This is a genomic window from Pantoea sp. OVA07A (genome assembly GCF_019969975.1).
In the GTDB taxonomy this organism is placed as follows: Bacteria; Pseudomonadota; Gammaproteobacteria; order Enterobacterales; family Enterobacteriaceae; genus Pantoea; species Pantoea agglomerans.
In genome coordinates, this window is sequence record NZ_JAHXYM010000001.1 from 1,370,284 (window position 1) to 1,395,054 (window position 24,771).

Below are 24,771 nucleotides of genomic sequence, written 5' to 3' on the forward strand. Positions count from 1 at the left end.
AAATGACAAAAGGGCGATTTATCGCCCTTTTTTATTGCCCCGATTTTTACCATCGCCGACGTTTATTCTGCACTAACCACAACCGGTTCAATACCGACTTGTGGGAGTAATCTGAGTTTAAAAAAATTAATCAATTTCAGGATGTGAATTGTCAGCTTTCAGGTAGGCTATCCGCTCTCAGAGGTTGCAAAGCGGGTTACAGAAGGAAAAAAAATGACAGTTCTCGCCCAGGAAGCCAAACACAGTGTCGTCGTTTTACATCAGCTCATTGAACGTATTTTTAATCAGCCAGCCGGATCTGATGACAGTTTCCAGCTGCTGATGTCCTATTTTCATCCTGAATTTCGCATGGTGACCCCAAAGGGCAAAGAGTACAATCTGAACGAGGTTGAGGATCTTTTTCAGCAGTTACAAGGGCAGCGGGAAGGGATGCGCATTGCCACCTGTGAACATGTCATTCTCTCTCATCATGAAAAAGAGATCGTCGTACAGTATCGCGAAATGCAGATGATGAACGGCAATAACCAGAGCCGCATTTCGCTGGCCATTCTGGATTGCAGCAGCTCCATTCCACGCTGGCGCTATCTGCAGGAGACGCTGGTCGCGTGAGGTGAGGGCCGAAAACAGACGAAAAAAAACCGGTGAATTCACCGGTTTTTTTATTTCAGGCCGCGCCAGCGTTACTGGTCGTGCAGCGTTTCGTCTTCACGGCAATCGCCCAGCGTACAGTGTCCATAGAGATAGAGGCTGTGGTTGGTCAGCTTGATGCCATGGCGGGTCGCGATTTCACGCTGACGCGTTTCAATCGATTCGTCGCTGAACTCGATAACCTTGCCGCAATCCAGGCAGATCAGGTGATCGTGGTGATGCTGCTGCGTCAGTTCGAAGACAGACTTGCCGCCTTCAAAGTTGTGACGAGTCACAATACCGGCATCATCAAACTGGTTCAGAACACGGTAAACGGTCGCCAAGCCAATCTCTTCGCCAATGTCGATCAGGCGTTTATACAAATCTTCCGCACTGACGTGATGGCACTCAGGTTCCTGAAGCACTTCCAGAATTTTCAGTCTGGGCAGCGTTACTTTCAGGCCAGCCTTCTTTAATGCGGTGTTGTTGTCAGTCATGCGGATTTTGTCCTGTTACTAATATTCACTTTTGTGGCTTATCGCCTTGAATGTCGATCTGTGCTCATTCTCATTTGCGTCTCATTATAGAACTGAAGCGATGAAATGAAAACCAGAGGGCGTGTCAGAATCATCATGGGCTATTGGGGGTTCGTCACCGGGCCGGGGAAGATTCTGACAGAGGTCTGTTAGCACATCACTTAGTCTTGCCGCCTGAGAAAATAAGCGGAAGATCGATGCGGGTATTCTACAGATTAAACGGAGAAAGTTAAAAAAATGTGGCTATTATTTCTATAGGCATTTTCATTGCCTCAATGTGAGCTGGCGCTCACATTGAGTCGGGCAGGATCAGGCTTCGATGATCTCTTTCAGCTGCAGTTCATCAAAAATCTGCTTAACCCACTGCTCCACACGCTGGCTGGTCAGCTCAGGCTGGCGATCTTCGTCAATGGCCAGGCCCAGGAAGTGGGTGTCATCGGCCAGGCCTTTCGAGGCTTCGAAGTGGTAGCCTTCAGTTGGCCAGTGTCCGACAATGACGGCACCGTGCGGTTCGATAATGTCGCGAATCGTGCCCATGGCATCACAGAAATACTCTGCGTAATCTTCCTGGTCGCCACAGCCAAACAGCGCAACCAGCTTGCCGTTAAAATCGATCTCTTCCAGCGTCGGGAAAAAGTCATCCCAGTCGCACTGCGCTTCGCCGTAGTACCAGGTCGGAATACCCAGCAGCAGGATATCAAACGCTTCCAGATCTTCTTTTGTGCTTTTTGCGATGTCATGGACTTCTGCAACATCTGTACCCAGCTGTTTCTGGATCATTTTTGCAATGTTTTCGGTATTGCCGGTATCGCTGCCGAAGAAGATGCCTACGAGTGCCATGAGTAAAATAACCTCTTAAATCCTGATGATGAGATGTGTGCCGCAGCACATTTCAGCGAATAATAGCAGACGAGAGAAAACCGGTGAACGGTTAAAGCCCCGACATTTGCCTCTGCGTGCGATTTGCCCGCATTAATCCAGTTTGAGCTGTGCCAGTAGCATCTGTTCTATCAGTTCGCTACGGCTGAGATTGCGCTGTTCTGCCAGCGTATTGAGTGCATCGACGGCGTCACTGTTCATTTTCAGTTCGACACGACGAAGCCCGCGTCCTTTGTCACGTTTCAGTTGATTGCGCTTGTTAATGCGCAGCTGTTCATCACGCGAAAGCGGACTGGTTTTGGGTCGACCAGGGCGGCGCTCATCAGCAAAGAGATCGAGCGTCGTGCGGTCAGTCTGTTCTTTTGCCATGGCTTAGTAAAACTGAATGGGGGCGGGCGCCAGACACTCACCGCGCAGATTATAAATTATTGGCCATTGCCGCAGCAAAACTGACCCGCGGCAAAATTTTAGCGCGCCATCATACTTCACGCTTACGCCGGACGCCAATCCTAAACCTTTACCGCCATCTATTTGCTTTTAAAGCGCAAAAAAGCGACGGACACTGCGCAAAACGGCATCGGGTTTCTCTGCATGAACCCAGTGTCCTGCGCCACCGATCACATGCGCCTGAGCGGCCGGGAACTGCTGCAGCAACGCATCGCGATAGCTGTTATCCAGGTAGCTGGAGTCGCCGCCGCGAATAAACAGCGCCGGGTGATTCCAGGCGGGAACCGGCTGCCAGCCAGAGATCGTGGTGTAGTTATCCCACAGCACCGGGACGTTGAAGCGCCACTCCCCCTCCTGGAAGGATTTCAGCAGGAACTGGATCACCCCTTCTTCCTCTATCAGCGTTCGCATGACCTTCGCCGCCTCGCTGCGGGATGAGACGCCCGCATCGGTGACGGCACGAATGCCGGCAAATATCTGGTCATGACGGCGCGTCTGGTAATCCACCGGGGCGATATCGATCATCACCAGGCGCTCAATGCGTTCCGGCACCAGCGCGCTCATGGTCATGGCGATTTTACCGCCCATCGAGTGTCCGATCACCGCGACACGATCAATGCCATGTGCATCCAGTGTTTCGACCATATCCTGCGCCATTACAGCGTAGTTCATCTCGTCAGATCGTGGTGAAAGTCCGTGGTTGCGGACATCTACCTGCAGCAACGGACCGGCATCTTTCAGCCCGCGCGCCAGCACGCCAAGGTTATCGAGACTGCCAAACAGACCGTGAATAAGCAGGATGGGCAGAGAATCAGCAGGGGATTGTTCAGTTTGCAGACGGGCGTTCAAAATCATAGCAAAGTTCTTAAGTTTGAGACCTGAGCTTAGGTTATCATGGTTTCACCTTTTCAGGCGCGCCGGTTCCGGCGGCATTAGGACATATTCTGACTTTTGCCCGTAAACCGTTTGATTGCTATCAACCCGCCTGACTTTAACTTTATAATCCTGATGTTAGAACCCACACACCCTTTGAATTGCCTGACTATACTCAGAGCTTTTCAGGAAACAGGTGGTTCTGTCATGAGAAAGAACCGTACGGAATAAGATGAAAACGATCGAAGTTGACGAAGAGCTCTACCGTTATATTGCCAGCCACACGCAACACATTGGTGAAAGCGCATCCGACATTCTGCGTCGCATGCTGAAGTTCACGGCCGGTCAGACTGCACCCGCTTCGCCTGCACAGCCAGCCTCAAAAGATGCAGCGAAAGAGTCCCAGCCTGCGTCTGTGGGTTCGCGCCCGCAGGATCGTGTCCGCGCGGTGCGCGAGCTGCTGCTTTCCGATGAATATGCGGAGCAGAAGCGGGCGGTGAATCGCTTTATGCTTATCTTGTCAACGCTCTATCGTCTTGATACCGCAGCCTTTGCTGAAGCTACTGCATCTCTGCAGGGCCGCACCCGCGTCTATTTTGCAGGTGATGAGCATACGCTGTTGCAGAATGGCACCCATACTAAGCCGAAGCATGTGCCCGGCACGCCGTACTGGGTGATCACCAACACCAATACTGGTCGTAAATGCAGCATGATCGAACACATCATGCTCTCGATGCAGTTCCCTGCGGAACTGACCGAGAAAGTTTGCGGCACCATTTAAAACTTAAGCGTCAGGGAGCAGCGCCAATGGCCAATCACCCACGTGCCGGGCAACCCGCCCAGCAGAGCGATTTGATTAACGTTGCACAATTAACGTCACAATATTATGTCCTGCAGCCCGATGTGGCGAACCCGGAACATGCGGTGAAATTTGGCACTTCCGGCCATCGCGGCAGTGCAGGGCGTCAAAGCTTCAACGAGATGCACATTCTGGCGATCGCTCAGGCGATTGCCGAAGAGCGTAAAAAGAATGGTATCACCGGGCCTTGCTACGTCGGTAAAGACACCCATGCGCTGTCAGAACCCGCCATCCTGTCTGTTCTGGAAGTGCTGGCGGCGAACGGCGTTGATGTGATTGTGCAGCAGGATAATGGCTATACGCCGACCCCTGCGATCTCGAATGCGATTCTTGAGCACAACAAAGCGGGTGGCGCGCTGGCTGACGGCATCGTGATTACGCCGTCGCATAACCCACCAGAAGATGGCGGCATCAAGTACAACCCACCTAACGGCGGACCTGCTGATACCAACGTCACCAAAGTGGTTGAAGATCGTGCCAATCAGCTGATCAAAGATGGCCTGAAAGAGGTGAAACGTCTGCCGCTGGAGCAGGCGATGGCCAGCGGTCATGTGGTCGAGAAAGATCTGATCCAGCCTTATGTTGAAGGTCTGGCAGAGATTATCGACTTCCCGGCGATTCAGAAAGCAGGCCTGAAGCTGGGTGTGGATCCACTGGGTGGTTCCGGTATTGCTTACTGGCAGCGTATTGCTGAGCACTACAAGCTGGATCTGACGCTGGTAAATGACGCGGTCGATCAGACCTTCCGCTTTATGCATCTGGATAAAGATGGCGTGGTCCGCATGGACTGCTCGTCTGAAAGCGCAATGGCAGGCCTGCTGGCTTACCGTGACAAGTTCGATCTGGCGTTCGGCAACGATCCCGATTATGACCGTCACGGCATTGTGACCCCGGCGGGTCTGATGAATCCAAACCACTATCTGGCGGTGGCGATTAACTATCTGTTCCAGCACCGTCCACAGTGGGGTCAGGATGTTGCCGTGGGTAAAACTCTGGTCTCCAGCGCCATGATTGACCGTGTGGTCAACGAGATTGGTCGCAAGCTGGTGGAAGTGCCGGTGGGTTTCAAATGGTTTGTTGATGGTCTGTATGACGGCAGCCTCGGTTTCGGTGGCGAAGAGAGCGCAGGCGCTTCATTCCTGCGTTTCGACGGTACGCCGTGGTCTACGGACAAAGATGGCATCATCATGTGTCTGCTGGCCGCTGAAATTACTGCAGTGACCGGTAAAAACCCGCAGCAGCACTATGACGAACTGGCAGCGCGCTTTGGCGCACCAAGCTACAACCGTCTGCAGGCATCAGCCACCTCAGCGCAGAAAGCCGCGCTGTCGAAGCTGTCACCGGAGATGGTCAGCGCTGATACCCTGGCGGGTGATCCTATCACCGCTCGTCTGACTGCCGCGCCAGGTAATGGTGCATCTATCGGCGGTCTGAAAGTGATGACGGAGAATGGCTGGTTTGCTGCCCGTCCTTCAGGCACCGAAGACGCTTACAAAATCTACTGTGAAAGCTTCCTGGGCGCTGAACACCGCGCGCAGATTGAGAAAGAAGCCGTTGAGATTGTCAGCGAAGTGCTGAAAAACGCCTGATTAGTCGGGCAGATAAAGAGGCGCATCGCGCGCCTCAGACTGCTGGTAAAGCGCGGCCTTCATCGCTGTGAGGCCGTGTAGCTAGCTCAGGAAACGCGGCCAGATCGGAAAGACGCAAAAGCCGTCATCCATGACACGCTCGGCCCACGCGATTACGCACCTCATCCCTGAGGTGCGCCCGTTGCCGGGCCAACGCGTTGCGTTGTTCAAAAACGCTCCCGGCGTTTTTGTCCCTGGCGTGGGACGCTTTCCTCTTCTGGCCGTGTTCCCTGCGCTTTGAATTTATTCATTGCGGTGAGATTCACAGGATTTGGCTTTATCAGCACTCTGAAGGCGCCTCTGGCGCCTTTTTTTATGGCATAAAGCGATAGCCGATCCCGGTTTCCGTCAGCAGATGAGCCGGTTGTGTCGGATTGGCTTCCAGTTTCTGGCGCAGATGTCCCATATAGATGCGCAGATAGTGGCTGTGCTCAACCGCATTGGGTCCCCAGACCTGGCTCAGCAACTGCCGCTGCGTCAGCACCTTGCCGGCATTGTTAAGCAGAATACTCAACAGACGAAATTCAATCGGGGTAAGGTGAATCTCGCTGCTGCCGCGCTGTACCCGTCGTGCGGCGAAATCGACGCTGACGTCGGCGAACGTCACCCTGGCATCCGGCTGCTGGCCACTATGACGACGCAGCGCAACCCGGACGCGCGCCAGCAGTTCGCCAATGCCAAAGGGTTTAGTCAGATAGTCATCTGCCCCCGCGTCCAGTGCGGCGATCTTATCCTGCTCATCGCTGCGCGCTGACAGCACAATCACCGGTATGGCGCTCCACTGTCGCAGGTCACGAATGAAATCGGTGCCATCTCCATCCGGCAGACCCAGATCCAGGATCACTAAGTCCGGCTTGCGGGTCGCCGCTTCAATCAGTCCGCGTTGCAGCGTATCGGCATCAAACACCTTAAGGGCTTCATTTTCCAGCGCCAGCCGGACAAAGCGCCGGATCTCTTTTTCATCTTCAACGATCAAAACCGTGGTCACGCAATACCTGCCTTGAGTGGGGACCGAAGCGCTACTTTATCAACATTTTATGCTGGCGTCCGCGACCATAATCTGTCGGCCCTTTCAACGCTCACGCAACCAGGCGGTAACCTTTTTGTAACTTAATTACAGGTTAATTCTTAAACAGCAAAAATAGCGATAAATAAGTGGTCAGATGAGTAGTAAAATTACACAACCTGGCGTAAAGTTGAACACAGATCACATTCACACTATTTCACTTACCGGGAGGAGAAACCATGTATTGGGCTTATCCACGTTATAAAATTATTGCGCGACGTACGCTGGTGGTTCTTCTCGGCGTACTGGCGCTTCCTGTTATGCTGTTTCGACAGGATCGGGCACGTTTCTACAGCTATCTGCACCGCGTCTGGTGTAAGACCAGCGCCAAGCCGGTCTGGCTGGCGCAGGCTGAAGCGGGTGGTGGCGCGTTCTGGTGATTTCCCCTGCCGCAAAACAGGCCTGGTCAACTGACCGGGCTTTTTTTTGCGTTTTTTCTGAGAATAAGCGATCCGGAATCCCGTTTTAACCCTTTATTCCTGACCATTTTACGCTACACTTAAACCTCTACAAGATTTCGGAGGTTGTACAAGTATGAGCAAAAAAATCCCCGTTGGAATCAGTGCATGCCTGCTCGGCGACCGCGTCAGATTTGATGGTGGGCATAAGCGTCTTACTTTTGCGACCGACGATCTCACCCCATTTGTCCGTTTTGAGCCCATCTGCCCTGAGATGGCGATTGGTCTGCCAACGCCGCGCCCGGCATTGCGTCTGGTGAAGCAGGGCGATGATGAGCTGCATCTCTGCTTCAGCAAAGATGGCGGAGAAGAGGTTACAACGCAGATGCGTGACTGGTCTGCTGAGCGGGTAAAATCGCTGCATCACCTCTGTGGCTATATCCTCTGCGCCAAATCACCCAGTTGTGGCATGGAGCGGGTGCGGGTCTATGAGCCCGATAACAACAATAACCGCAAAGCAGGCACCGGTATTTTTACTGAATTCCTGAAGCGCGAGATGCCCTGGCTGCCGCTGGAAGAAGATGGTCGTCTGCACGATCCCGCCCTGCGTGAGAACTTTATCGGTCGTGTCTGCGCGCTGCATGAATTTAATCAGATGTGGGAAAGCGGTTTGACCCGGCAGGGACTGATCGCCTTCCACAGCCGTTACAAGCTGATGATGCTGGCGCATTCGCAGGAGAAATACCGCGAGCTGGGACCCTTTGTCGCCTCCATGAGCCAGTGGGAGTCGCTGGACGCCTTTGCCTTTGAGTACCGCAATCGCATGATGGAACTGATGTCACGTCCCGCCTCACGTCGCAATCACACCAATGTGCTGATGCATGTGCAGGGCTACTTCCGCACGCACCTGAGTTCACCGCAGCGCCAGGAGCTGGCAACGCTGATTGACCGCTATCGTCAGGGCACACAACCGCTGCTGGTGCCGATTACCATTCTCAAACACTACATGGCGGAGTACCCGCACCCGTGGCTGGCCCAGCAACGCTATTTCGATCCCTATCCCGAAGCCTTGTGCTTACGCTACGGACAGTAATACAGGAGGAGTATGACCACCCATCTGGTCTGGCTGCGTAACGATTTACGCGTCAACGACAATCTGGCGCTGCACGCCGCCTGCCGCGACAGCGATGCAAAAGTGATTGCGCTCTACCTTGCCACGCCAGCACAGTGGCAGCAGCATGAGATGTCACCGAAGCAGGCGGCGTTTATCCACGCCAGTCTGTTGCAGGTGCAGCGTGCGCTGGCGGAGCGGGGCATTGAACTGCACTACCAGGCGTGTCACGCCTTCAGCGACAGTATTGATGCGCTGCTGCAGTTCTGCGCTAAGCAGCAGGTCGATCAGCTCTTCTACAATTACCAGTATGAAGTTAATGAACGCCAGCGCGATGCGGAGGCTGAAAAGCGTCTCGACGACGCGGGCGTGATTTGCCAGGGCTTTGATGACAGCCTGTTGCTGCCGCCCGGCAGTGTGCAGAGCGGCGATCGCTCGATGTATAAGGTATTTACCCCGTTCAGCAAAGCCTTTGTCCGCCGCTTGCAGCAGGGGCTGCCTGAATGCGTGCCTGCGCCGAAAGCGCGCGAAGGCGCACCGCTGAAAGCTACCCCGATTCCCGCCTTTGACTATCCAACCGAAGACTTTGATCAGGATCTGTTTCCGCCAGGCGAAGCGGCGGCGCTGAAGCGGTTGCGCCATTTCGCCACGCAACCGGTTATCGACTATCCCGCTAAGCGCGACCTTCCGGCGCTGGACGCCACCAGCCGTCTGTCGGTTTATCTGGCTACCGGCGTACTGTCGCCACGTCAGTGCCTGCATCGCGTGCTGCATGAACATCCCGATGCGCTGGACAACAGCCGCGCGTTCACCTGGCTGAACGAGCTGATCTGGCGTGAATTCTACCGTCATCTGCTGGTTGCCTGGCCGGCGCTGTGCCGACACAAGCCGTTTATCGACTGGACGCGAAACGTTGAATGGCAGCGTAACGACGCACATTTCGACGCCTGGAAAGCGGGTAAAACCGGCTATCCGATTGTCGATGCCGCAATGCGTCAGATGAAGGCGCTGGGCTGGATGCACAACCGCTTACGGATGATCACCGCCAGTTTCCTGGTCAAAGATCTGCTGATCGACTGGCGTGAAGGTGAACGCTATTTCATGCAGCAGCTGATTGATGGTGACCTGGCCGCGAACAACGGCGGCTGGCAGTGGGCGGCCTCGACCGGCACGGACGCGGCGCCCTATTTCCGCATCTTTAACCCGACCACGCAGGGCGAGCGCTTCGATGAGAAGGGGGATTTTATCCGTCACTATCTGCCGGAACTGGCCGGGGTCCCTGACAGTGATATTCACCAGCCCCATGTCTGGGCGGAGAAGCATCATAAGAAACTCGATTATCCGGCACCAATCGTGGATCATAAGGTGGCACGCAAAAAGACATTAGACGCCTTTGAGCGCGCCAAGAGCGCAGCCTGAGGCCTCGAAGGAGCCTGAATGAACCATTACGAATTAGAGACGCTGATCAATCAGCAACTCGATAGCCACAGTTTCAGCGATTACGCCCCCAACGGTTTGCAGGTTGAGGGACGCAGCGAGATCAAAACGATTATCACCGGCGTCACTGCCTGTCAGGCGCTGCTGGATGAGGCGGTGGCGCGTCAGGCCGATGCGATTATTGTCCATCATGGCTATTTCTGGAAAAGTGAACCGGCCGCGATTAAAGGTATGAAGCGCCGTCGTCTGCGGACCCTGCTGGCCAACGATATCAATCTCTATGGCTGGCACCTGCCGCTCGACGCGCATCCTGAACTAGGCAACAACGCCCAGCTGGCGAAACTGCTGGATATCGAAGTGCGCGGCGAAGTGATGCCGCTGGTGTTCTGGGGTGAGCTGGCTGAGCCCCTGTCCGGCGAACAGCTGGCCCGCCGAATCGGTGAGCGGCTGGGACGTGAACCGCTGCATTGTGGTGACAACGCGCCAGCGCTGATCCGTCGCATTGCCTGGTGCAGCGGGGGCGGGCAGGGCTTTATCGACCAAGCGGCGGCGGCGGGCGTCGATGCCTTTATCACCGGTGAAGTCTCTGAACAGACCATTCACAGCGCGCGTGAGCAGGGGCTGCATTTCTTTGCCGCAGGCCATCACGCCACCGAGCGCGGCGGCGTAAAAGCGCTGGGCGACTGGCTGGCGCAACACCACGATCTTGATGTGTCCTTCATCGATATCCCTAATCCTGCCTGACACTCTCCCTTGTCCTGCGCGCCTGCGCAGGACCTAAATCTGTTGACACATCCCTGTCACTTTCGCATAACTGTTTGCTTTACGTAGATAAGCAATGGGCTGCACCGGGCATCCGGTCAGGTCGGCCAGGCGCGATCTCAACTGAGCGGGAGGTAGCTGTTGCAACGAGCACGGTGTTATTTATTGGGTGAACGCGCTGTCGTGCTGGAGCTGGAACCGCCGGTCTCACTGGAGAGTCAGCAACGAATCTGGGGACTGAATCAGCGCCTGCACGCCTATGCCAGCGTGCTGGAGGTGATCCCCGGCATGAACAACATCACCCTGATCCTGCGTGATCCCCAGCAGAGCGCGCTGGACGCAATAGAGCGGCTTCAGCGCTGGTGGGAAGAGAGTGAAGCGCAGTTGCCGGAGTCGCGTCAGGTGGAGATCCCGGTGATCTATGGCGGCGAGTCTGGCCCCGATCTGACGGTGGTGGCGGAACACGCCGCGCTGACGCCCCGTCAGGTGGTTGAGCTGCACAGCAGCAGCGACTATGTGGTCTTTTTTATCGGCTTTCAGCCCGGTTTTCCCTATCTGGGCGGACTGGATCCGCGCCTGCACATTCCGCGGCGTGCTGAGCCCAGGGTTGCAGTGCCCGCCGGCTCGGTGGGCATCGGCGGCAGCCAGACCGGCGTCTACCCGCTGGCTTCGCCCGGCGGCTGGCAGTTGATTGGCCAGACGCGCACCGCGCTGTTTGATCCCCTGCAGCAACCGCCCACGCTGCTCCGTCCCGGTGACAGGGTTCGCTTTGTGCCGCAACAGGAGGGCGTATGTTAAACATTCTGCGAGCCGGCCTGGCCGCGACTATTCAGGATGCGGGCCGTTACGGCTGGCGTCAGTATGGCATCAGCCCTGGTGGTGTGCTGGATCATCCCGCGATGTTCACCGCCAATGTGCTGGTGGGCAATGATCCCGACAGCGCAGTGCTGGAGATGGTGCTCGGCCAGTTCAAAGCGGAGTTCACCCGCGATGGCTGGTTTGCGCTGACCGGCGCAGGCTGCCATGCGGAGCTTGACGGCAAGCCGGTCTGGACGGGCTGGCGTACCCCGGTGAAACGGGGGCAGCTCCTGTCACTGGCGATGCCGCAGCGCGGCATGCGCAGCTATCTGGCAGTGCAGGGCGGTTTTGATATTCCTGCGATGCTCGGCTCTGCCAGCACCGATCTAAAAGCAAAATTTGGCGGCTTTCAGGGGCGAACCTTGCAGGATGGCGATCAGCTCCCGCTGGGTAAACCGACCCGCACGTTTGACCGTAAAGTCGGGGTGCGGCAACTGCTATGGGGCAACCGCATCCGCGCACTACCTGGCCCGGAGTATCACGAGTTCAGCCGCGAAGCGCAGCAGGCGTTCTGGCGTACCGCATGGAAACTCAGCCCGCAAAGTAACCGGATGGGATACCGGCTTGAGGGACGCAAGCTTGAGCGCGAGAGCCCGCGCGAGCTGCTGTCACACGGCGTGATGCCGGGTGTGATTCAGGTGCCGCCGAACGGACAGCCTATCGTGCTAATGGCGGATGCCCAGACCACCGGCGGCTATCCGCGCATCGCCTCGGTTATCGAAGCCGATCTCTATCACCTGGCACAAATCCGGCTGGGTGAGCCGATTCATTTTATTCACTGCACCCTGCCGGAAGCGATGCTGGCACGTCAGCATCAGCAACGCGCACTGGACCAGATGAAGTGGGGACTCCATGAAAATTGATTTAAACGCCGACCTGGGCGAGGGCTGCGCCAGCGATCAGGCGCTGCTGCAACTGGTGAGTTCCGCCAACATCGCCTGTGGCTTTCACGCAGGTGATGCGCAGACCATGCTGCAGTCGGTGCGCTGGGCACAGGCATCTGGCGTCGCGATTGGTGCACATCCCGCTTTTCCCGATCGGGAGAACTTTGGCCGCAGCGCCATGCAGCTGCCGCCGGAAACGGTCTACGCCCAGATGATCTACCAGATTGGTGCGCTGAAAAGTCTGGCGGAAAGCGAAGGTGCGCGGCTGCTTCATGTTAAACCGCACGGCATGCTCTACAACCAGGCTGCGGCCGATCCGGTGCTGGCGGATGCCATTGCCCGTGCCATCAGGGCGGTCGACAGCCAGCTGATTGTGGTGGGACTGGCTAACAGCGAATCGATTCGTGCGGCGGCGCACTACGGCTTACGCACGCGGGAAGAGGTGTTCGCCGACCGTGGCTATCTCAGTAGCGGTGCGCTGGTGCCGCGCAGCGAGCCGGGCGCGCTGATTGAAGATGAACAGCAGGCTATCAGTCAGACGCTGACGATGGTGCAGCAGGGCAAAGTAAAAAGTATCACCGGAGAATGGGTTGCGGTGAATGCACAGACCGTCTGCTTACATGGCGACGGCGCGCACGCCCTGCAATTTGCACAGCGGTTGCGTGATGCGTTTGCCGATCAGCAGATTCGTGTCACCAGCAACTGAACAACCACACTTAGCCCGGCGTATGCCGGGTTTTTCAACTCTGAGGGAAACCCATGGATAGTGCAGTAAATCTCTGGCCATTACTGGGCATCGCCGCCATCGTCGTCGGCTTCCTGTTACGGTTCAATCCGGTGCTGGTGGTGATTGTCGCCGGGTTTGTGACCGGTCTGGCCGCGATGATGCCGCTGGCGGACATTCTGGAAAAGCTCGGGGCAGGTTTTCTCAACACCCGCAACCTGCCGCTGATCCTGCTGCTGCCGCTGGCGGTCATTGGCCTGCTGGAGCGTCACGGACTGAAAGAGCGGGCGCAGGCGTGGATTGCACAGATCAAAACGGCAACCGCCGGACGGCTGCTGATCGTCTACCTGTTTGTGCGCGAAATCACCGCCGCGCTGGGGTTAACCAGTCTCGGCGGACATCCGCAGATGGTGCGTCCGTTGCTGGCACCGATGGCGGAAGGAGCAACTGAAAGCCGCTATGGCGAGATCTCACCTGAGCTGCGCCATCGGCTGCGCGCGATGTCAGCGGCGACCGATAATGTCGGTCTCTTCTTTGGTGAGGATATCTTCGTGGCGTTTGGCGCGATTATCTTTATGCACAACTTTATGCAGGAGTCAGCCGGGATTCAGACCGAACCGCTGCACATCGCCTTATGGGGCATTCCGACTGCCGTCGCCGCGTTCCTGATCCACTCGGCACGTCTGGTGCGGCTGGATCGGCAACTGGCGCGAGAGCTGCAGCAGCTGAACCGTCAGGCGCTGAAAGCCAAAGGAGGTGAGTAATGTTCCAGCAACAATATCTGATGTGGCTGGCGGGCATTATCCTGCTGGTGGTGGCGGTGCTTTCCTGGCGTGACAGCGCGAATCCACGTCGCTTTACCACCGGACTGTTCTGGGCCTTGTATGGCCTGGTTTTTCTGGTCGGTGACTGGACGACGCAACTGATGAGCGCCTGGATGGGTTCAGATGCGGCGGGCACCCGTATGCTGCACATTGGCATCGGTGTCATTGTGGTGGTGATGGCGCTGATTGCCGGGTTTGGCGGTGTCAGGCTGGGTCGCTATCATCAGCGCAGCGATGAAGAGAAACAGGCCAGTGCGCTGCGTCTGCGCAATAAACTGTTTCTGCCTGCACTGTCGATTCCGGTCGTGACCGTGGTCGGTGTGCTGGCGTTTAACCATATTCCCGGTTTGCAGGATGCGGTGTTCGGCCCCGGTAACCACGCTACGCTGGTGACGCTGTTTTCAATGATGGTCGGCTGTGTGATTGGCTGGCTGGTGGCGTTAAAACTGACCCACGAGAAACCGGTGCAGTCGATGCAGGAGACCCGTCGCCTGCTGGATTCGATTGGCTGGGCCTTTATCCTGCCGCAGATCCTTGCCACCCTGGGGCTGCTGTTTACCAGCGCGGGCGTGGGCAGCGCCATTTCGCATCTGACAGAAACCTGGCTGGCGGTAGATAATCGCTTTGTCGCGGTCACCGTCTATGCCGTCGGGATGGCGCTGTTAACCATGATCATGGGTAATGCTTTTGCGGCGTTTCCGATTATCACCGCAGGCGTCGGCATCCCGATTCTGGTGTTGCAGCACGGCGGAAATCCGGCAGTGATGGCGGCAATTGGCATGTTCTCCGGCTACTGCGGCACGCTGATGACGCCGATGGCGGCCAACTTCAATATCGTCCCGGCGGCGCTGCTGGAACTGCCCGATCGTAACGCGGTGATCAAGGCTCAGATTCCGACCGGTGTGCTACTGTTAATCGTTAATATTTTCCTGCTCTATTTCCTGATGTTCCTGTGAGGTTGCATGAAAACTGTCCTGATGACCGCCTTTGAACCTTTTGGCGGTGAAACGATTAACCCTTCATGGGAAGCGGTGCGCGCACTGGAAGGTAAACAGATTAGCGGGGCGACGATAGTGATCCGCCAGTTGCCGGTGGTATTCAGCGACGTACTCAGGGTGCTGAATCAGGCGCTGGAAGAGGTGAAACCGGATGCGATTCTGTCGGTGGGGCAGGCGGGCGGCCGTAGCGACATTACCGTTGAACGTATTGGTATTAATGTCGATGACGCCCGTATCCCGGACAACGCCGGTCATCAGCCGGTGGATGAGCCCGTTGTAGCAGGTGGCCCGGCAGCCTATTTTTCCCGTCTGCCCATCAAAGCGATTGTGGCGGCGGTGCGTGAAGCGGGGATCCCCGCTTCAGTGTCGCAAACGGCGGGCACCTTTACCTGTAACCGCGTAATGTACGGCCTGCTGCACTGGCTTGAGCAGCATGACAGTCCGGTGCGGGGAGGCTTTATCCATATTCCTTATCTGCCTGAACAGGCGGCGCAGCATCCGGGCGCACCGAGCATGGCGCTGGCGTCCATTATTCAGGCGCTGGAAATTGCGGTAAAGGTTACGCTGGAGACCGGCGAGGATATCAGACAGGCTGGCGGCGCCACCCATTAAGAGGATGAACGATGCCTGAAGGACCGGAAATTCGCCGCGTGGCGGATAAACTTGAAGACGCCATTGTGGGTCAGCCGTTAACGGAAGCGTGGTTCGCGTTTCCTCAGCTCAAAACCTATGAACCGGCGTTGATTGGTGAGCAGGTTAATGCGATTGAGACGCGGGGTAAAGCGCTGCTGACTCATTTCAGCAATGGCCTGACGCTCTACAGCCATAACCAGCTTTATGGTGTCTGGCGCATTGTAAAACCTGATACCGAACTCAATTCCACCCGTCAGTTGCGGGTGCGACTGGCGACGGCGGGCAAAGCGATTCTGCTCTACAGCGCCTCAGATATTGAGCTGCTCAACGCAGATACGCTGGCGGCGCATCCGTTTCTTAATCGTATCGGGCCGGATGTGCTGAACAGTGCGCTGACAGTGGAAGAGGTGAAAGAGCGGCTGCTGTCACCCCGTTTCCGGCGGCGGCAGTTCAGTGGTCTGCTGCTGGATCAGGCTTTTCTGGCCGGGCTGGGAAACTACCTGCGTGCCGAAATTCTCTGGCTGGCACAGCTGCTGCCAAATCATCGGGCGCAGGATCTCAGTAACGATCAGCTGACTGCTTTCAGCGAAGCGCTGCTTTCAGTGCCGCGCCATGCCTATCGGATGCGTGGAACCATGAAGAAATATCATGAGGAAGCGGCGTTTCAGTTTGAGGTTTTTCATCGGCAGGGCAAAAAATGCCGACGCTGCGGCACGGTGATTGAGAAGGGCACGCTCTCATCACGGCCTTTTTACTGGTGTCCGGGTTGTCAGAGATAGGGGCGACCGCATTGACGAACAAAACAGGAAAAGGTTCTTACTGCAAACAGCTGACAAACTCGAATCCGGGTGAGTCCAGCCGCTACGAAGAAGTCTGACGCGCAGGGAATACGGTCAGAGGAGGAAAGCGTCCCGCGCCAGGGACGGCGCGGGCCGAGCGGCCATGGATGGTTTAAGCGACTTTCCGATCTGACCTTGTTCTCTGCGCAGGCGCGGTATCACAGCCAACCGCCCCCGGCTTTAAAGCAACATCAGGCGGAGATCCCTCTCCGCTATCCACTGAGCCTTACTTTTTCAGCTGTGAGCTGAATTCGCGCTCGGTATAACCGGTGTAGAGCTGACGTGGACGGGCAATCTTCATGCCTTCGTCGTGCATCTCTTTCCAGTGTGCAATCCAGCCAACGGTACGGGCCATCGCGAAGATCACCGTAAACATGGAGGATGGAATACCCATCGCTTTCAGGATAATACCGGAGTAGAAGTCCACGTTTGGATAGAGTTTACGCTCGATGAAGTACGGGTCGTTCAGCGCAATGTGTTCCAGCTCCATCGCTACTTCCAGCAGGTCATCCTTCATACCCAGCTCATTCAGGACTTCATGGCAGGTATCGCGCATCACGGTCGCGCGTGGATCGTAGTTTTTGTAAACGCGGTGACCAAAGCCCATCAGACGGAAGGAGTCATTTTTGTCTTTGGCGCGTTTAACAAATTCCGGAATATGCTCAACGGTGCTGATCTCTTCCAGCATACGCAGGGTCGCTTCGTTGGCACCACCGTGCGCCGGTCCCCACAGGGAGGCGATCCCGGCGGCGATACAGGCAAACGGATTCGCGCCGCTTGAACCAGCGGTACGAACGGTAGAGGTTGAGGCGTTCTGCTCATGGTCAGCATGCAGGATCAGGATGCGGTCCATGGCGCGTTCCAGCACCGGATTCACTTTGTACTCTTCGCACGGCGTGGCAAACATCATGTGCAGGAAGTTACCCGCATAGGAGAGATCGTTGCGCGGATAGACAAACGGCTGGCCGATAGAATATTTGTAACACATCGCTGCCATGGTCGGCATTTTAGAAAGCAGACGGAATGCTGCGATTTCGCGGTGGCGCTCAATGTTTACATCCAGCGAATCGTGGTAAAACGCAGCCAGTGCACCAGTGACACCGCACATTACCGCCATCGGATGCGAATCGCGACGGAAGCCGTGGAACAGGCGGGTAATCTGCTCATGAATCATGGTGTGGCGGGTAACCGTGGTACGGAACTCATCAAACTGTTTCTGGTTTGGTGCTTCGCCGTTCAGCAGGATATAGCAGACTTCCAGATAGTTAGAGTGGGTCGCCAGCTCAGAAATAGGGAAACCACGGTGCAGCAGGATACCTTCATCCCCATCGATAAAGGTGATTGCAGATTCGCAGGACGCGGTAGACGTAAAACCGGGATCGAAGGTGAACAGGCCACTTGAACCCAGAGTGCGGACATCAACGACATCCTGGCCCAGCGTACCTTTCAGCACGTCCAGTTCAATAGATGTTCCATCTTGCAGGGTTAGCGTTACTTTTTTATCTGTCATTTTCGTCTCCATAGCGCCTTATGTGGGTAAGGATCTTTAGACACCTGAAACGCGTTCATGTTGCGGTTGGCAAAACTACACAGTATCACTCTGCGGGGATAAAACGGGTGCAGGGTACAGAGTGAGCGGCGCGTTCCCAGCGGGAACCGGTGAGCCATGGACATGCTGCATATCGCGGTTGTTAAAGATCCGGTCAGGACATAACTTCTTGGTAACCAATAACCTGATGCTTTTTAATGCTCATTATCGCAATGTTACATAACTTGCGCTTAGGGGAAAGTGTATCCCCATAACTTTTGCGCATCATAGGAATTTACAGGCTTAGTTTGTAACTGAATTGTTGAACTATTGTCAAATCAGATAATTAAAATTGTATCAATTGTGAAAATCGTGAGTAGGATCACTGTTCCACCTAAAATATACCAAAGAGTTTGTAGGGGAATTGTAATCAGAATGTGATCCTCCTATACTCCAGGCAGGTCTCCGGAACACCCTGACACCAGGAGCCACCCAGCGTTTACTACCGCGTCAATTAACACTGGATGTTGCTTTTTTGGTGACGGTTAAAGTCTGCCACGCGTTGTGATTAGACTCCGCCTCAGGTCCGGAGGAAGCAAAATAAAAAAGAGCTGTGTGGGCAAAACCGTGAAAAAACAAAGACCTGTCAACTTGGATCTCTCGACGATCCGGTTTCCCGTTACTGCAATATCGTCCATTCTTCACCGCGTCTCCGGCGTAATCACATTGGTTGCCATTGGCATCCTGCTGTGGCTGCTCGGTCTCTCTCTCTCCTCTCCTGAAGGTTTCCAGCACGCTGCGTCCATCATGGATGGCTTCTTCGCGAAGTTCATTATGTGGGGCATCTTAACGGCGCTGGCCTATCACGCGGTGAGCGGGATTCGTCATATGTTGATGGATTTTGGTTATCTGGCCGAAACGCTGCAGGTTGGTAAGCGTTCCGCTCATATGACTTTTGTGATCACTGTCGTGCTGGCAATTCTGGCGGGAGTCCTCGTATGGTAAGCAATGCATCCGCATTGGGTCGCAACGGCATTCAGGACTGGCTGCTGCTGCGGGCAACTGCAATTCTCATAACGCTCTACATCGTCTATATCCTCGGTTTCGTGGTGATGACAGACACGCTGACTTATGACCTGTGGCGTGGCTTCTTCGCTTCCGCATTCACCAAAGTGTTCACGCTGCTGACGCTGTTCTCCATTCTGATCCACGGCTGGATTGGCATGTGGCAGGTGTTAACAGACTACGTTAAATCACTGCCAACCCGCTTGTTGTTGCAGTTTGTGATTGTCGTGGCGCTGTTGTGGTATGCGATTTATGGATTTGTTGTGGTGTGGGGTGTGTAAATGAGTTTGCCAATCAGAGAGTTCGATGCCGTGGTAATCGGCGCAGGTGGCGCAGGAATGCGAGCCGCACTGCAAATCTCCCAGGGCGGCCAGAGCTGTGCCCTGTTATCTAAAGTTTTCCCGACCCGTTCCCACACCGTATCTGCGCAGGGCGGTATTACCGTTGCGCTGGGTAATACCCATGAAGATAACTGGGAATGGCACATGTACGACACCGTCAAAGGTTCCGACTACATCGGCGACCAGGACGCGATTGAATATATGTGTAAAACCGGCCCGGAAGCGATTCTGGAACTGGAACACATGGGTCTGCCTTTCTCGCGTCTGGAAGATGGTCGAGTCTATCAGCGTCCGTTTGGTGGCCAGTCAAAGAATTTCGGTGGCGAGCAGGCGGCACGTACGGCGGCTGCGGCTGACCGTACCGGTCACGCGTTGCTGCACACCCTTTATCAGCAGAACCTGAAAAACAAAACCACTATCTTCTCTGAGTGGTATGCACTGGATCTGGTGAAAAACGCCGATGGCGCAGTCGTGGGTTGTACCGCTATCTGCATCGAAACCGGCGAAACCGTTTATTTCAAAGCGAAAGCGACCATTCTGGCCACCGGCGGCGCGGGCCGTATCTACCAGTCCACCACCAATGCACACATCAACACCGGCGACGGCGTAGGTATGGCACTGCGTGCGGGCGTACCGGTGCAGGATATGGAGATGTGGCAGTTCCACCCAACCGGTATCGCCGGTGCGGGCGTGCTGGTCACCGAGGGCTGCCGTGGTGAAGGCGGCTATCTGCTGAACAAACATGGCGAACGCTTCATGGAGCGTTATGCGCCGAACGCCAAAGATCTGGCGGGCCGCGACGTGGTTGCGCGCTCGATGATGATTGAAATCCGTGAAGGTCGCGGCTGTGATGGCCCGTGGGGTCCACATCTCAAACTGAAACTGGATCATCTGGGTAAAGAGGTGCTTGAGTCACGTCTGCCTGGCATCCTTGAGCTGTCACGCACCTTTGCGCACGCCGATCCGATTAAAGAACCAATTCCGGTCATTCCTACCTGCCACTACATGATGGGCGGTATTCCGACCAAAGTGACCGGCCAGGCACTGCGCGTCAATGAGCAGGGCGAAGATGTAGTGATTCCAGGCCTGTTCGCCGTCGGTGAAATCGCCTGCGTATCGGTGCATGGTGCCAACCGTCTGGGCGGTAACTCACTGCTTGACCTGGTGGTCTTTGGCCGTGCAGCGGGTCTGCATCTGCTGGCGAGTATTCAGGAGCAGGGCGACCTGCGTGATGCTACAGAAGATGAGATCGCCGGGGCGATGGCGCGTTTCAACCGCTGGGAAAATAACACCACGGGTGAAGATCCGGTTGAGATTCGTAAAGCGCTGCAACGCTGCATGCAGAATAACTTCTCGGTATTCCGTGAAGGCGAAGCGATGGCTCAGGGTCTGGAAGAGCTGAAAGAGATTCGTCAGCGCCTGAAGTCAGCGCGTCTGGATGACCGCTCACCGGATTTCAACACCCAGCGTATTGAGTGCCTGGAGCTGGATAACCTGATGGAGACGGCCTTTGCCACGGCGGTAGCGGCTAACTATCGCACCGAAAGCCGCGGTGCGCACAGTCGCTTCGACTTCCCGGATCGTGATGATGAAAACTGGCTGTGCCACAGTCTTTATGTCCCGGAAACCGAAAGCATGACGCGCCGTGAGGTGAACATGCAGCCGAAACTGCGCGCGGCCTTCCCGCCGAAAGTGCGTACCTACTAATTTCGGAGACGATCATGAGACTCGAGTTTTCAATTTATCGCTACAATCCGGATGTCGATGACAAACCGCGCATGCAGGATTACACCCTGGAAGCGGAAGATGGTCGCGACATGATGCTGCTGGACGCACTGATTCGCCTGAAAGAGAAAGATCCGACCCTGGCGTTTCGTCGCTCCTGTCGTGAAGGCGTCTGCGGTTCCGATGGCCTGAACATGAACGGTAAAAACGGACTGGCCTGCATTACGCCCGTCTCGGCGCTGGGCAACGGCAAACAGAAAATTGTTATCCGTCCGCTGCCAGGTTTACCGGTGGTGCGTGACCTGGTTGTAGACATGAGCCAGTTTTATGCACAGTATGAGAAAATTAAGCCTTTCCTGTTGAATAATGGGGAAAATCCGCCAGCTCGTGAACATCTGCAGTCGCCGGATGAGCGTGAACACCTGGATGGCCTGTACGAATGTATACTCTGTGCCTGCTGCTCAACCTCATGCCCATCATTCTGGTGGAATCCTGAGAAGTTCATCGGTCCTGCTGGCCTGCTGGCCGCGTACCGCTTCCTGATTGACAGCCGCGACACCGAAACCGAGGCGCGTCTCGACAATCTGAATGATGCTTTCAGCGTATTCCGCTGCCATAGCATCATGAACTGTGTGAGCGTATGTCCGAAAGGGCTGAACCCGACGCGCGCCATCGGCCATATCAAGTCGATGCTGCTGCAGCGCGGCGCATAAGCAGTTTCTGCCGGGAACCTCAGGTTCCCGGTGTTTTACGGAAGCCTCTGTAAGCGCGGTGATTACCACGTTTACAAAGGTTCCCTTACGGGCCACGCGCGCTGCGCAAAGTGCTCGTATCGCTGAACTCACTACGGCAAACCGCGAAAGCGGCAACAAATGAAACCTCAAAAAAGCATAGCAATGCTTAAGGGATCACAATGCAGAACAGCGCGATGAAGCCCTGGCTGGACTCTTCCTGGCTGGCCGGCGCGAATCAGTCTTACATAGAGCAGCTCTATGAGGATTTCCTGACCGATCCTGACTCTGTCGATGCAGTGTGGCGCTCGATGTTCCAGCAGTTACCGGGCACCGGAATGAAACCTGAGCAGTTTCACTCCACCACACGTGAGTACTTCCGTCGCCTGGCGAAAGACGCATCTCGTTACACCTCATCTGTCTCCGATCCTGAAACCAACTCCAAGCAAGTAAAAGTGCTGCAGCTGATTAACGCGTTTCGTTTCCGCGGTCATCAGCACGCCAATCTTGACCCGCTTGGTCTGTGGAAACAGGACCGGGTAGCCGATCTCGATCCCGCTTTTCACGATCTGACCGAGGCCGATTTTCAGGAAAGCTTTAACGTCGGCTCTTTTGCCATTGGCAAAGAGACCATGAAGCTGGCCGAACTGTTCGAGGCGCTGACTCAGACTTATTGCGGCTCGATCGGTGCAGAATATATGCACATCAACAACACTGATGAGAAACGCTGGATTCAGCAGCGTCTTGAGTCAGTCGCGGGCCGTGCAGCCTTCAGCAATGAAGAGAAAAAAGGTTTCCTGAAAGAGCTGACCGCGGCCGAAGGGCTGGAAAAATATCTCGGAGCGAAATTCCCGGGTGCCAAACGCTTCTCGCTGGAAGGCGGCGATGCACTGGTTCCGATGCTGCGCGAAATGATCCGTCATGCCGGTAAGAGCGGAACCCGTGAAGTGGTACTGGGTATGGCGCACCGTGGCCGTCTCAACGTGCTGATCAACGTGCTGGGTAAAAAGCCACAGGATCTGTTCGACGAGTTCGCCGGTAAGCACAAAGAGCATCTGGGCACCGGTGACGTGAAGTACCACATGGGCTTCTCGTCTGACGTGGAAACCGAAGGCGGCCTGGTTCACCTGGCGCTGGCGTTTAACCCGTCGCACCTGGAGATCGTCAGCCCGGTAGTCATGGGTTCAGTACGTGCCCGTCTGGATCGTCTGGATGAGCCAGCCAGCAATAAAGTCTTACCGATCACCATTCATGGTGATGCGGCCGTGATTGGGCAGGGCGTGGTTCAGGAAACTCTGAACATGTCACAGGCGCGCGGTTATGAAGTGGGCGGTACCGTTCGCATCGTCATCAACAACCAGGTTGGCTTTACCACCTCCAACCCGAAAGATGCGCGTTCGACCCCTTACTGCACCGATATCGGCAAAATGGTGCTGGCACCGATTTTCCACGTCAATGCTGACGATCCGGAAGCGGTCGCGTTTGTGACCCGTCTGGCGCTCGACTATCGCAACACCTTTAAGCGTGATGTGTTTATCGATCTGGTCTGCTATCGCCGTCATGGTCACAACGAGGCGGATGAGCCAAGTGCGACCCAGCCGCTGATGTACCAGAAAATCAAAAAACACCCGACGCCGCGTAAAATCTATGCCGACCGTCTGGAAGGTGAAGCCATTGCCACGCAGGAAGATGCGACCGAAATGGTCAATCTCTACCGTGACGCGCTGGATGCGGGTGAGTGTGTGGTGCCGGAATGGCGTCCAATGAGCCTGCACTCCTTTACTTGGTCACCTTACCTGAATCATGAGTGGGATGAACCTTACCCGGCTCAGGTCGACATGAAACGTCTGAAGGAGCTGGCGCTGCGTATCAGCCAGGTGCCGGAAGAAGTGGAAGTGCAGTCGCGTGTTGCCAAGATTTACAACGACCGTCGCCTGATGGCTGAAGGCGAGAAAGCCTTTGACTGGGGCGGCGCGGAAAACCTGGCATATGCCACGCTGGTTGATGAAGGCATTCCGGTGCGTCTGTCGGGTGAAGATACCGGTCGCGGAACCTTCTTCCATCGTCACGCGGTAGTCCATAACCAGGCGAACGGCTCAACCTATACCCCTCTGCACCACGTGCACAGCGGACAGGGTCAGTTCAAGGTGTGGGACTCCGTGCTGTCAGAAGAGGCGGTACTGGCCTTTGAATATGGTTATGCCACCGCAGAGCCGCGCATCCTGACCATCTGGGAAGCGCAGTTTGGTGACTTCGCCAACGGCGCACAGGTTGTTATCGACCAGTTCATCAGCTCCGGTGAGCAGAAATGGGGCCGGATGTGTGGCCTGGTGATGCTGCTGCCGCACGGTTATGAAGGTCAGGGGCCAGAGCACTCCTCTGCGCGCCTGGAACGTTATCTGCAACTCTGCGCTGAGCAGAACATGCAGGTCTGCGTGCCGTCTACCCCTGCGCAGGTTTACCATATGCTGCGTCGTCAGGCGCTGCGCGGTATGCGCCGTCCGCTGATTGTGATGTCGCCGAAATCACTGCTGCGTCATCCACTGGCGATCTCCACGCTGGATGAACTGGCTAACGGCAGCTTCCAGCCTGCGATTGGCGAAGTCGATGATCTGGATCCGCAGGGCGTGAAACGCGTCGTGCTGTGCTCCGGTAAAGTCTATTACGACCTGCTGGAGCAGCGTCGTAAAAATGAGCAGACCGATGTGGCTATCGTGCGCATCGAGCAGCTCTATCCGTTCCCGCATCACGCGGTACAGGAAGCATTAAAAGCGTATGCTCACGTGCAGGATTTTGTCTGGTGTCAGGAAGAGCCACTGAATCAGGGCGCCTGGTATTGCAGCCAGCATCATTTCCGTGAAGTTGTGCCGTTTGGTGCCACCTTACGTTATGCAGGCCGCCCGGCATCCGCCTCACCGGCCGTGGGTTACATGTCCGTACACCAACAACAGCAGCAAGACCTGGTTAATGACGCGCTGAACGTTAATTAATTAAAAGG

Annotated in this window: 25 protein-coding genes; 19 read left to right on the forward strand and 6 right to left on the reverse strand. The window is 55.7% G+C overall.

All coding sequences use genetic code 11. The annotated features are described in order from the left end of the window. The first annotated feature begins 213 nt into the window (after positions 1–213). Positions 214–609, forward strand: a complete 396-nt coding sequence (locus tag LC417_RS06585) for a hypothetical protein (protein ID WP_010260686.1) — start codon at positions 214–216, stop codon at positions 607–609. Positions 610–680: 71 nt separating this feature from the next. On the opposite strand, the gene fur is transcribed toward LC417_RS06585, so the two are convergent. The 4 genes from fur to ybfF form a co-directional block, all read right to left on the reverse strand. Then, a complete protein-coding gene (gene fur, locus LC417_RS06590; RefSeq protein WP_009091454.1) occupies positions 681–1,124 on the reverse strand; it encodes a ferric iron uptake transcriptional regulator in 444 nt (147 codons plus the stop codon). A 348-nt stretch (positions 1,125–1,472) separates the two neighbouring features. Beyond that, complete coding sequence (gene fldA / locus LC417_RS06595) at positions 1,473–2,003, reverse strand: flavodoxin FldA (protein WP_010671288.1); 531 nt, start codon at positions 2,001–2,003, stop codon at positions 1,473–1,475. 132 nt (positions 2,004–2,135) lie between these two features. Further along, complete coding sequence (gene ybfE / locus LC417_RS06600) at positions 2,136–2,411, reverse strand: LexA regulated protein (RefSeq protein ID WP_010260688.1); 276 nt, start codon at positions 2,409–2,411, stop codon at positions 2,136–2,138. A 168-nt stretch (positions 2,412–2,579) separates the two neighbouring features. After that, the gene (ybfF, locus tag LC417_RS06605; protein WP_033766681.1) at positions 2,580–3,344 is read right to left on the reverse strand and encodes an esterase; all 765 of its coding nucleotides are present in this window, start codon (positions 3,342–3,344) and stop codon (positions 2,580–2,582) included. A 250-nt stretch (positions 3,345–3,594) separates the two neighbouring features. On the opposite strand from ybfF, the gene seqA reads away from it, so the two are divergent. Together seqA and pgm are read left to right on the forward strand one after the other, a co-directional pair. Continuing rightward, positions 3,595–4,143, forward strand: coding sequence for a replication initiation negative regulator SeqA (gene seqA, locus LC417_RS06610; protein WP_010260690.1), 549 nt, complete (start codon positions 3,595–3,597; stop codon positions 4,141–4,143). A gap of 26 nt (positions 4,144–4,169) precedes the next feature. Next, positions 4,170–5,810 (forward strand): phosphoglucomutase (alpha-D-glucose-1,6-bisphosphate-dependent), encoded by a 1,641-nt coding sequence (gene pgm / locus LC417_RS06615; RefSeq protein WP_223565631.1) that lies wholly within the window; start codon positions 4,170–4,172, stop codon positions 5,808–5,810. Between the two features lie 352 nt (positions 5,811–6,162). Here pgm and kdpE read toward each other — a convergent pair whose 3' ends face one another. Then, positions 6,163–6,837, reverse strand: a complete 675-nt coding sequence (kdpE, locus tag LC417_RS06620) for a two-component system response regulator KdpE (protein ID WP_010260694.1) — start codon at positions 6,835–6,837, stop codon at positions 6,163–6,165. A gap of 257 nt (positions 6,838–7,094) precedes the next feature. Between kdpE and LC417_RS06625 the strand changes: the two genes are divergently transcribed. From LC417_RS06625 to nei, 11 genes are all read left to right on the forward strand, one after another. Further along, the gene (locus LC417_RS06625) at positions 7,095–7,295 is read left to right on the forward strand and encodes a DUF2517 family protein (RefSeq protein ID WP_223565632.1); all 201 of its coding nucleotides are present in this window, start codon (positions 7,095–7,097) and stop codon (positions 7,293–7,295) included. Between the two features lie 154 nt (positions 7,296–7,449). Continuing rightward, positions 7,450–8,406, forward strand: coding sequence for a 2-thiouracil desulfurase family protein (locus tag LC417_RS06630; protein ID WP_033756890.1), 957 nt, complete (start codon positions 7,450–7,452; stop codon positions 8,404–8,406). A 12-nt stretch (positions 8,407–8,418) separates the two neighbouring features. Then, entirely contained in the window at positions 8,419–9,843 is a 1,425-nt protein-coding gene (phrB, locus tag LC417_RS06635; RefSeq protein ID WP_033756892.1) for a deoxyribodipyrimidine photo-lyase, read from the forward strand. Between the two features lie 18 nt (positions 9,844–9,861). Further along, a complete protein-coding gene (locus LC417_RS06640; protein ID WP_223565633.1) occupies positions 9,862–10,605 on the forward strand; it encodes a type 2 GTP cyclohydrolase I in 744 nt (247 codons plus the stop codon). Positions 10,606–10,764: 159 nt separating this feature from the next. Continuing rightward, a complete protein-coding gene (pxpB, locus tag LC417_RS06645; RefSeq protein WP_031592212.1) occupies positions 10,765–11,421 on the forward strand; it encodes a 5-oxoprolinase subunit PxpB in 657 nt (218 codons plus the stop codon). After that, entirely contained in the window at positions 11,415–12,344 is a 930-nt protein-coding gene (pxpC, locus tag LC417_RS06650; protein WP_223565634.1) for a 5-oxoprolinase subunit PxpC, read from the forward strand. The genes pxpB and pxpC overlap by 7 nt, the downstream gene beginning before the upstream one ends. Further along, positions 12,334–13,071: a 5-oxoprolinase subunit PxpA gene (gene pxpA / locus LC417_RS06655; RefSeq protein ID WP_010260713.1), complete on the forward strand. Its 738-nt coding sequence runs from the start codon at positions 12,334–12,336 to the stop codon at positions 13,069–13,071. The genes pxpC and pxpA overlap by 11 nt, the downstream gene beginning before the upstream one ends. 53 nt (positions 13,072–13,124) lie before the next feature. After that, positions 13,125–13,853, forward strand: coding sequence for a DUF969 domain-containing protein (locus LC417_RS06660; RefSeq protein ID WP_010671295.1), 729 nt, complete (start codon positions 13,125–13,127; stop codon positions 13,851–13,853). Further along, positions 13,853–14,869: a DUF979 domain-containing protein gene (locus LC417_RS06665; RefSeq protein WP_031592206.1), complete on the forward strand. Its 1,017-nt coding sequence runs from the start codon at positions 13,853–13,855 to the stop codon at positions 14,867–14,869. Before LC417_RS06660 ends, LC417_RS06665 begins: the two co-directional genes overlap by 1 nt. A gap of 6 nt (positions 14,870–14,875) precedes the next feature. Beyond that, positions 14,876–15,523 (forward strand): pyroglutamyl-peptidase I, encoded by a 648-nt coding sequence (pcp, locus tag LC417_RS06670; RefSeq protein WP_010671296.1) that lies wholly within the window; start codon positions 14,876–14,878, stop codon positions 15,521–15,523. 11 nt (positions 15,524–15,534) lie between these two features. Beyond that, complete coding sequence (gene nei / locus LC417_RS06675; RefSeq protein ID WP_010671297.1) at positions 15,535–16,323, forward strand: endonuclease VIII; 789 nt, start codon at positions 15,535–15,537, stop codon at positions 16,321–16,323. Positions 16,324–16,609: 286 nt separating this feature from the next. Here nei and LC417_RS06680 read toward each other — a convergent pair whose 3' ends face one another. Beyond that, positions 16,610–17,893, reverse strand: a complete 1,284-nt coding sequence (locus LC417_RS06680; protein WP_010260725.1) for a citrate synthase — start codon at positions 17,891–17,893, stop codon at positions 16,610–16,612. A gap of 633 nt (positions 17,894–18,526) precedes the next feature. Here LC417_RS06680 and sdhC point away from each other — a divergent pair. The 5 genes from sdhC to sucA all read left to right on the forward strand — a co-directional run bounded on the left by sdhC (position 18,527) and on the right by sucA (position 24,763). Beyond that, the gene (gene sdhC, locus LC417_RS06685; protein ID WP_029519433.1) at positions 18,527–18,916 is read left to right on the forward strand and encodes a succinate dehydrogenase cytochrome b556 subunit; all 390 of its coding nucleotides are present in this window, start codon (positions 18,527–18,529) and stop codon (positions 18,914–18,916) included. Continuing rightward, complete coding sequence (sdhD, locus tag LC417_RS06690; RefSeq protein WP_009091417.1) at positions 18,910–19,257, forward strand: succinate dehydrogenase membrane anchor subunit; 348 nt, start codon at positions 18,910–18,912, stop codon at positions 19,255–19,257. The genes sdhC and sdhD overlap by 7 nt, the downstream gene beginning before the upstream one ends. Beyond that, positions 19,258–21,024 (forward strand): succinate dehydrogenase flavoprotein subunit, encoded by a 1,767-nt coding sequence (gene sdhA / locus LC417_RS06695; protein WP_022626042.1) that lies wholly within the window; start codon positions 19,258–19,260, stop codon positions 21,022–21,024. A gap of 14 nt (positions 21,025–21,038) precedes the next feature. Next, entirely contained in the window at positions 21,039–21,755 is a 717-nt protein-coding gene (locus tag LC417_RS06700) for a succinate dehydrogenase iron-sulfur subunit (RefSeq protein ID WP_010260736.1), read from the forward strand. A gap of 200 nt (positions 21,756–21,955) precedes the next feature. Then, positions 21,956–24,763 carry a 2-oxoglutarate dehydrogenase E1 component gene (sucA, locus tag LC417_RS06705; protein ID WP_010260738.1) on the forward strand — a complete coding sequence of 936 codons (2,808 nt, stop codon included), beginning with the start codon at positions 21,956–21,958 and terminating at the stop codon, positions 24,761–24,763. Positions 24,764–24,771: the final 8 nt, after the last annotated feature.

Bases quoted from the DNA above. Each gene is read 5' to 3' on its own strand.
- LC417_RS06585 (WP_010260686.1), top strand. From the start codon at position 214: ATGACAGTTCTCGCCCAGGAAGCCAAACACAGTGTCGTCGTTTTACAT.
- fur (WP_009091454.1), bottom strand. From the start codon at position 1,124: ATGACTGACAACAACACCGCATTAAAGAAGGCTGGCCTGAAAGTAACG.
- fldA (WP_010671288.1), bottom strand. From the start codon at position 2,003: ATGGCACTCGTAGGCATCTTCTTCGGCAGCGATACCGGCAATACCGAA.
- ybfE (WP_010260688.1), bottom strand. From the start codon at position 2,411: ATGGCAAAAGAACAGACTGACCGCACGACGCTCGATCTCTTTGCTGAT.
- ybfF (WP_033766681.1), bottom strand. From the start codon at position 3,344: ATGATTTTGAACGCCCGTCTGCAAACTGAACAATCCCCTGCTGATTCT.
- seqA (WP_010260690.1), top strand. From the start codon at position 3,595: ATGAAAACGATCGAAGTTGACGAAGAGCTCTACCGTTATATTGCCAGC.
- pgm (WP_223565631.1), top strand. From the start codon at position 4,170: ATGGCCAATCACCCACGTGCCGGGCAACCCGCCCAGCAGAGCGATTTG.
- LC417_RS06625 (WP_223565632.1), top strand. From the start codon at position 7,095: ATGTATTGGGCTTATCCACGTTATAAAATTATTGCGCGACGTACGCTG.
- LC417_RS06630 (WP_033756890.1), top strand. From the start codon at position 7,450: ATGAGCAAAAAAATCCCCGTTGGAATCAGTGCATGCCTGCTCGGCGAC.
- phrB (WP_033756892.1), top strand. From the start codon at position 8,419: ATGACCACCCATCTGGTCTGGCTGCGTAACGATTTACGCGTCAACGAC.
- LC417_RS06640 (WP_223565633.1), top strand. From the start codon at position 9,862: ATGAACCATTACGAATTAGAGACGCTGATCAATCAGCAACTCGATAGC.
- pxpC (WP_223565634.1), top strand. From the start codon at position 11,415: ATGTTAAACATTCTGCGAGCCGGCCTGGCCGCGACTATTCAGGATGCG.
- pxpA (WP_010260713.1), top strand. From the start codon at position 12,334: ATGAAAATTGATTTAAACGCCGACCTGGGCGAGGGCTGCGCCAGCGAT.
- LC417_RS06660 (WP_010671295.1), top strand. From the start codon at position 13,125: ATGGATAGTGCAGTAAATCTCTGGCCATTACTGGGCATCGCCGCCATC.
- LC417_RS06665 (WP_031592206.1), top strand. From the start codon at position 13,853: ATGTTCCAGCAACAATATCTGATGTGGCTGGCGGGCATTATCCTGCTG.
- pcp (WP_010671296.1), top strand. From the start codon at position 14,876: ATGAAAACTGTCCTGATGACCGCCTTTGAACCTTTTGGCGGTGAAACG.
- nei (WP_010671297.1), top strand. From the start codon at position 15,535: ATGCCTGAAGGACCGGAAATTCGCCGCGTGGCGGATAAACTTGAAGAC.
- LC417_RS06680 (WP_010260725.1), bottom strand. From the start codon at position 17,893: ATGACAGATAAAAAAGTAACGCTAACCCTGCAAGATGGAACATCTATT.
- sdhD (WP_009091417.1), top strand. From the start codon at position 18,910: ATGGTAAGCAATGCATCCGCATTGGGTCGCAACGGCATTCAGGACTGG.
- sdhA (WP_022626042.1), top strand. From the start codon at position 19,258: ATGAGTTTGCCAATCAGAGAGTTCGATGCCGTGGTAATCGGCGCAGGT.
- LC417_RS06700 (WP_010260736.1), top strand. From the start codon at position 21,039: ATGAGACTCGAGTTTTCAATTTATCGCTACAATCCGGATGTCGATGAC.
- sucA (WP_010260738.1), top strand. From the start codon at position 21,956: ATGCAGAACAGCGCGATGAAGCCCTGGCTGGACTCTTCCTGGCTGGCC.